At 74.1% G+C, this 6,515-nt stretch carries 5 protein-coding genes; 2 read left to right on the top strand and 3 right to left on the bottom strand.

Annotated elements, in window-relative coordinates; translation table 11 throughout:
- Window positions 1-2,056 (top strand): glycosyltransferase (locus ESO86_RS09520; RefSeq protein ID WP_129234684.1); only part of this gene is annotated, 2,056 nt, incomplete at its 5' end.
- Window positions 2,053-3,348 carry a nucleotide disphospho-sugar-binding domain-containing protein gene (locus ESO86_RS09515; protein WP_129234683.1) on the top strand — a complete coding sequence of 432 codons (1,296 nt, stop codon included), beginning with the start codon at window positions 2,053-2,055 and terminating at the stop codon, window positions 3,346-3,348. The genes ESO86_RS09520 and ESO86_RS09515, both read left to right, overlap by 4 nt.
- Here the strand turns inward: ESO86_RS09515 and ESO86_RS09510 are convergent.
- The 3 genes from ESO86_RS09510 to ESO86_RS09500 all read right to left on the bottom strand — a co-directional run.
- Window positions 3,297-4,007 carry a hypothetical protein gene (locus ESO86_RS09510; protein WP_129234682.1) on the bottom strand — a complete coding sequence of 237 codons (711 nt, stop codon included), beginning with the start codon at window positions 4,005-4,007 and terminating at the stop codon, window positions 3,297-3,299. The two genes, ESO86_RS09515 and ESO86_RS09510, sit on opposite strands and share 52 nt — an antisense overlap.
- 82 nt (window positions 4,008-4,089) lie before the next feature.
- Window positions 4,090-5,721, bottom strand: a complete 1,632-nt coding sequence (gene pgm, locus ESO86_RS09505; protein WP_129234681.1) for a phosphoglucomutase (alpha-D-glucose-1,6-bisphosphate-dependent) — start codon at window positions 5,719-5,721, stop codon at window positions 4,090-4,092.
- Between the two features lie 58 nt (window positions 5,722-5,779).
- A partial coding sequence (locus ESO86_RS09500; protein WP_165307588.1) for a DUF445 domain-containing protein occupies window positions 5,780-6,515 on the bottom strand: 736 nt, incomplete at its 5' end.

Raw genomic sequence — 6,515 nt, 5'->3', positions numbered from 1 at the left:
CGGCGCCCGCACCATCCGGCTGCTCGAGCGGGTCGCGAGCGGCGGCGACGAGCTCGCCGCGATCGCCGCCACGCACGCGCTCGCCGGCATGCTCGACGACGAGGCCTCGCGAGTGCTGGTCGGCCTGCTCGGCGACGACCGGGAGTTCCTGCGGGAGCACGCCGCATGGGCCCTGGGATCGGGCCTGCCGCGGCACGAGGCCGTGGGCGGCCTCCTGGGGATGGTCGTGCGCGGAGGATTCGCGGGCATGCTCGCCCAGCGATCGCTCGAGCAGTGGTCCGGCTTCGCGCCGGCACCGCTGGTCGCCGGCGTCGAGGGCGGCCTGCTCGGCATCGGGGAGGCGGAGGCGCGAGCACGGCTCGTCGAGACCCTCGGACTCGTCCGCGATCCCCTCGCGACCGCCCCGCTCGTGCGACTCGCCGCCGATCCGGACGAGCCGGAGCCGGTCCGCGTCGCCGCGATCGCGGCGCTGGGCCAACGGGACGACCCCGGCACGGTCGTCTCGACGCTCGAGGCGATCGCGGGCGCCGACGGGTACCTCGGAGCCGTCGCCGGGCTCGCGCTCGCCGACCTGGCCGCGACGGGCCCGATGCGCCGCCGCGACGGTGCGAGCCTGACCGTGGCGCAGCTGTTCCTCCACGCGGACATCGACCCGGGACTGCGGTCGGCGGGCGCCGGCGACAACGGCGGGATCGCGACCCTGCTCGTCCGGCTCGGCGACGCCCTCGTCAGGGACCCCGAGTCGCCCGTGGACCGGGTGATCACGCTCTCCCGCGGGTCGGTCGCCGCGGCGCTCGCCGACCTCGTGGCGGTGGAGGCGTCGGAGCGCGGCCACGAGTACGGGCGCATCCCGCTCCTGAGCGACCCCGTGCCGTCCGCCCGGGCCTGGCCGCTGCGCGTCGCGACGCGACGCGGCATCCGGCGGATCCTGCGCGCCGCGGGCGGAGCCGACGTCCTGCACCTGCGGATGGCGGACGTCGGCAGCCTCGCCGCGGCGGATGTCGCCCGGGAACTCGGCCTGCCGGTCGTCTTCACGCTCGCGCCCGACCCGCACGCGGTGATCGACTCCCTGGACCGCGCCGGGCGGATCGGACGCAGCGACTTCGGCCGGGTCGACCTCGTCGAGCACTTCTGGTTCCGCACGCGGCTCGTCCACCGCCTGGCGGCGAACGCGGCGCACACCGTGCTCTTCCCCCGGCCGCGGCTCGAGGAGGACCTGCGACGACTCGTCGGAGTCGATCCCGCCGCCGACCCGTCGCACCGGACGATCGTGCCGGAGGGCGTCGACACGGAGTCGATCGATCGAGCCCTCGACGAGGTGGACGCGCATCGCCGGGGTGCGGAACCCGGACCCGCCATCGACGAACTGCGGCGGCTCGTCGGGGGGCTCGACGCCGACCGCCGGGGCCGACCGCTGATCCTGAGCGTGGGGCGCCTCCACCGCGTGAAGGGCATGGCCGCGCTCGTCGAGGCCTGGGCGGCATCGCCGATCGCATCGCGTGCGAACCTCCTCATCGTCGGAGGGGATCTCGCCGCGCCCTCGGACGACGAGCGCGAGCAGCTCGATCGGATCGAATCCCTCGTGCCCGCAGCGGAGCGCGCACGGCGCGGACTCCTCCTGCCGGGCCACCGCCCCAACGACGTCGTCGCGCGATGGTCCGCCGCCGCTCGGCTCGGCGTGCCCGGGGCGATCGCACCCGGCGGGGTGTACGCCTGCGCCAGCCTCAAGGAGGAGTTCGGCATCGCGCTCCTCGAGGCGATGGCCGCCGGGCTGTTCGTCGTCGCCCCGGACGGCGGCGGCCCGGCGACGTACGTCGACCACGGCCGGACCGGCATCCTGACAGCCACGTGGGACGTCGACCGGCTGTCGTCCGCGCTCGCCGAGGCCCTGACGGCGTCGCAGGCCGAGCAGGGCGACGACCGCGCAGAGCGCTCGCGTGCGGTGGTGCGCGAGCGCTTCACGGTGCAGCGGATGGCCCGGGTCCTCGGCGGCGTGTACCGGACGGTCGCGCGTGACGAGGCCGGCCTGCTCGAACCCGCGGACCGCGTCCGATGACGCTCCTCGTCGTCAGCCCGGACTACGCGTCCCACCTGCTCCCGCTCGCCACGCTCGCGACGGCGTGGCGCGACCGCGGCGAACGCGTCGTGGTGGCGACGGGACCGGCGACGGCCGGCATCGTCGACGCGTTCGGGTTCGAGCGTCGCGACCTCCGGCTGGGTCGCGGTTCGAACCCCGGGGTCATCGCGGCGGGCGAGCAGCCGCCGGACGAGGGCGCCTCCCTGCGCGGCTTCTTCCGCGCCACCGCGGAGGGAGCGCTGGCGACGCTCCGCTACCAGGCGGAGGAGCGGCTGACCGACCTCATGTGGGATCCCGTCGGGCGGGCCGCGGAGACCGCGCGGATCGTGCAGGACCTCGCCCCGGACCAGGTCCTCGTCGACCACCTCGCGTTCAGCGCACGGCTCGGCCTGCAGAGCGAGGGCACCGCCCACGGCGAGGTCGTGCTGGGCCATCCGAGCGCCCTGCCCGTCGGACGCGAGGTGTACGGCGTGCCGCCCGCTTGGCCGTCGGCGTTCGACCCCGACCCGAGCGCGCTCGAGGCGCTGGAGCGCCTGTGCCGGACGGTCTCGGAGCGGTTCACCGCCGAGTGGAACCGAGCCGCCGGCGTCCTCGACCCCGGACATCGTCCGGTCGAGGACGCCTTCGCCGAGCACGGCCCGCTCGTGCTGTACAACTACCCGTCCGAGCTGGTCGACGACGAGCGGCGCCGGCTCCTCCCGCCTCACCGGTTCCTCGGGTCGGCGCGACGGGCCGAGGCGGAGGACGCCGAGGTCGAGGCCTGGCTCGCGCAGCGCCGGCCGTTCGTCTACGTGAGCTTCGGGAGCTTCCTCTCGGTCCGTGGCGATGTCCTGGCGCGTGTCGTCGGCGCCCTGCGCGAGATCGGGGCGACGGCCGCGGTCGCGACCGGTTCGACCGACGCGGCGGAACTCGGCGACCTGCCGCGGGACTGGCTCGTGCGCGGCTACCTGCCGCAGGTCCGGCTGCTGGGCGCCGCCGCCGCGGCCGTCACGCACGGCGGGAACAACTCCGTCACCGAGGCGATCGGCTCGGGGGTGCCGTTGGTCGTGCTGCCCTTCTCGACCGACCAGTTCGCCGGCGCCGCCGCCATCGAGGCGGTGGGGTTCGGGGTCGTCCTGGATCCGAACGCGGCGAGTGCGCAGGACATCGCGGACGCGCTTCGTCGCGTGCTGGACCTGCCCGTGGACGCTCGGGGACGACTCGACGCGGTCGCGGCGGATCAGGCCGCGAGGCCCGGGCCAGAGGTGGCGTTCGACGCCCTCACGGCGTGACCCTCGGCGATGAGCGCCGCCATCGCGTCGACGTCGCCCTCGGCGTCGCGGTAGCGCTCCATCAGGGCGGCGTTGCGGTCGTACAGCTCGCCGGCGCGCACCTCGGGTTCGTGCGAGAGGGCGTAGACGGCGCCCTCGTGCCGGTGCGGCTCCGCGCCGATGACGGTCTCGTGGGCGATGCGCCACGCGGAGTCCTCGAACCCCCACCCGCGGAACCGTTCGTCCTGGCCGCCGTGCGCCGCCCACGTCCTCGCCGTCGTGACGTAGACCCCTGAGCACGCTCCGCGGACGAGCACGTGCGAGCAGTCGGCGGGGTGCGCGCCCGCCTCGAGCTCGGCCGTGCCCTCGGGGCCGAGCCAGCGGTACGTCGTGTACGGCAGGTGCACGCGGCCGCTCGCACGGGCCGCAGCGACCGCCTCGCGCAGCGGGCCCGCCTCGGGCAGGGTGTCGGCGTCGTTGATGACGACGACGTCGTCGGGATCGGCGAGTCGGGCGACGGCCAGGTTGCGCGTGCGAGCCAGCACGAACACGTCGTCGTCGCTGTCGATCGTCTCGATCCGGAACTCCGGCAGCTCGGCGCGGTACCACGCGAGGACGCGGTCGAATGCGGGGATCCGCGAGGGCGCCGGCCGCCACGGGATCACGACGAGGTTGGTCACGACGCCATGCTAGGCACGGGACACCGGCCACGCCCCGGCTTGACAGGGACGCGGCGGTGCGCTTGCGCGGGCGCCCGCCCGCCTACGCCGACCCGAGCGCCGCGTCGACGATCCGCTTCGCCTCGGCCTGCACCTCGGCGAGGTGCTCGGGACCGCTGAACGACTCGGCGTAGATCTTGTAGACGTCCTCCGTGCCGCTCGGCCTGGCCGCGAACCACGCGTTCTCGGTCGCGACCTTCACGCCGCCGACGGCGGCCCCGTTGCCCGGTGCGTGGGAGAGCTTCGCCGTGATCGGCTCGCCCGCGAGCTCGGTCGCCGTGATGGCGTCGCCGTCGAGCTTGCCGAGGGCCGACTTCTGGGCAGCGGATGCCGCGGCATCCGTTCGCTCGTACGCCGGGTCGCCGAACCGCTCGACGAGCTCGGCGTAGAGCTGCGACGGGCTCTTGCCGGTCACCGCGCGGATCTCCGAGGCGAGCAGGCACAGCAGGATGCCGTCCTTGTCGGTGGTCCACACCGTGCCGTCCTTGCGGAGGAACGAGGCGCCCGCGCTCTCCTCGCCGCCGAACGCCACCGAGCCGTCGATGAGTCCGGGGACGAACCACTTGAAGCCGACCGGGACCTCCCAGAGGCGGCGCCCGAGCGATTCGGCGACCCGGTCGATCATCGAGCTCGAGACGAGGGTCTTGCCGATCGCGGCATCCGCCGGCCAGTCGGGCCGGTGCGTGTACAGGTACTCGATCGCGACCGCGAGGTAGTGGTTCGGGTTCATCAGGCCGCCGTCGGGCGTGACGATGCCGTGCCGGTCGGCGTCGGCGTCGTTGCCGGTGAGGATGTCGTACCCCTCGCGGTTCGCGAGCACCGACGCCATGGCGTTCGGGCTCGACGGGTCCATCCGGATCTTGCCGTCCCAGTCGAGGGTCATGAACGCCCAGCGCGTGTCGACCTTCTCGTTCACGACGGTGAGGTCGATGCCGTACTCGTCGCGGATCGCGCCCCAGTAGCCGACCGACGCCCCGCCGAGCGGGTCGGCGCCGATGCGGATGCCGCTCGCCCTGATCGCGTCGAAGTCGATGATGCTCGCCAGGTCCGCGACGTACCGGCCGCGGAAGTCGTAGGTCTCCACCGCGCTCGGCTCGGCCTGGTTCACGCCGCGCAGCTCGTCGGCGATGAGCTCGTTCGCCCGGTTCGCGATCCAGCCCGTGGCGTCGGAGTCGGCCGGGCCGCCGTGCGGCGGGTTGTACTTGAACCCGCCGTCCTGCGGCGGGTTGTGGCTCGGCGTGATCACGATGCCGTCGGCCTCGCCCTCGGCGCGCCGCTCCGGGTCGTTGTTCCAGCTGAGGATCGCGTGGCTGAGGGCCGGCGTCGGCACGTAGTCGTCGTACTCGTCGGCGAGCACGCGCACGCCGTTGGCGACGAGCACGTCGAGCGCGGTCGTCTGGGCGGGACCGCTCAGCGCGTGCGTGTCGGCGCCGATGAAGAGCGGCCCGGTGATGCCCTGGCTCGCGCGGTACTCGACGATCGCCTGGGTGATCGCGAGGATGTGGTCCTCGTTGAACGCGGTGTTCAGCGAGGAGCCGCGGTGGCCCGAGGTGCCGAACACCACGCGTTGCTCGGGGATCGAGACATCCGGATGCAGGTCGTAGTAGGCCCTGAGCAGGGCCTCCACGTCGATCAGGTCGGATTCGGTCGCCGGGGTTCCTGCTCGCTCGTGCATGCCCCCATCCTGCCCTCCGCAGCGTTCGCGCGACACCCCCTCACCGCGGGCTCGGACGTCAGGCGAGCGCGCCGATCGCGGTCGCGATCGAGTGGATCGCGAGGCCGGCGAGCGCACCCACGACCGTGCCGTTGATCCGGATGTACTGCAGGTCGCGTCCGACCTGCAGCTCGATCTTCTCGGTCGTCTCGGTCGGGTCCCACCGCTCGACGGTCTCGGTGATCACGCCCGCGATCTCGTGGCGGTACCTGCCGACCACGTAGGCCGCGGCATCCGTCACCCACACGTCGACCTTCGCGGCGAGCTCGTCGTCGGCGGCCAGGCGCGTCCCGACCTCGACGAGCGCCGAGCGCAGGCCGGCGCGCAGCTCGCTCCCGGGGTCCTCGAGCGACGCGGCGAGCGAGACCTTGACCGAGTCCCACACCTCGCCGGCGAACTCGCGCAGCCGCGGGCTCTCGACGAGGTCGAGCTTCAGGCGCTCGACGCGCTCGATCATCGCGGGGTCGTGCTGCAGGTCGTCGGCGACGTCGGCGAGCCACCCGTCGATCGCGAGGCGCAGCGGATGCCGCGGCTCGTCGCGCACGGTCCGCGCGAACGCGAGCACCTCGCGGTACGCCCGGTCGTCGACAAGGCCGCCGACGAACCCGGGCACCCACTTCGGCAGCCGGCTCGACACCATCGTGCCGAACGACTCGGGGTGCGCGACCAGCCAGGTCTCGACGCGCTCGAGGACGGCGTCGACCGCCGCGCGCTGCTGGTCCGCCGCGACGAGGCGCGCGCCGACGCGGCCGATC

This window comes from Agromyces binzhouensis, assembly GCF_004135055.1.
GTDB lineage: Bacteria > Actinomycetota > Actinomycetes > Actinomycetales > Microbacteriaceae > Agromyces > Agromyces binzhouensis.
The sequence above is the reverse complement of the archived record's forward strand: the minus strand, read 5'-3'. Positions and strand labels throughout refer to the sequence as shown.